This is a genomic window from Spirulina sp. CCY15215 (assembly GCF_016888125.1).
Taxonomy (GTDB): Bacteria; Cyanobacteriota; Cyanobacteriia; order Cyanobacteriales; family Spirulinaceae; genus CCY15215.
This window is the reverse complement of the sequence record NZ_JACSWA010000164.1, coordinates 1-697: the sequence shown is the minus strand read 5'-3', so window position 1 is coordinate 697 and position 697 is coordinate 1. Positions and strand designations below refer to the sequence as shown.

Sequence of the window (697 nt, the reverse complement as noted above, 5' to 3'; positions counted from 1 at the left end):
CTGGGATCGATGGGTTGGAGGAAGTCGGGGGTGCTGGGGTCTGTACGCTCTTGGGGAGATTGTCCGAGCAGGTCAAAGGCACTGAAACTAATGGGTTTGGCTAAAACAGAGGGAGCAAGGCTAGATAAAAAGATCGTTCCGAGCAAAGCAGTCAATTTGGTGGATTTCATTATTTCTCACAAAAAAAGAATAAGATGTTTGGTTGCAGAACTTGAGTTCAATTAAATCTCACGCAAGCCCCTTACTTTTTCGACACTCAATCCGGTGGTGGCGGCGATCGCTTCATCATCGAGTTGAGGGAGTAATTTCCGTGCGATCGCGACTCATTTAAAATCTAGGGCGCAAGCATTGCTTCTTGGGTTTAGGAGTAGGGGTGCAATGCTTGCACCCTGAAGTTATGACTATTATTAGGGGTTTGCGGATTCCATGAACGAGAAGCTAATTTACTCCTCACCTCCTCCTTCACTATCATCGCCGATAGGACGACAAGCGCGATCGCTGCCAGGGGAAGAATCTTCATTTTCCTCTCCCGCTACGATTTCCTCATCTTCCCCCTCTTCAGAGGTATTGTTTTCCTGTTCTTCCTTGTCTTGTTGAGTTAATTCATCTTCGGGAGTAGACAGACAACCCCGTGCAAAAAGGATGTCTTCTTCTCGGATTTCTAGAGAATCAAACTCTCGTTCAAATGGCGAAAAAT

The 697-nt window shown here is 46.3% G+C and carries 1 pseudogene; it reads right to left on the bottom strand.

Annotated elements, in window-relative coordinates:
- Positions 1-443: 443 nt before the first annotated feature.
- Positions 444-697, bottom strand: a pseudogene (locus JUI58_RS00790) (hypothetical protein); the annotation flags it as partial.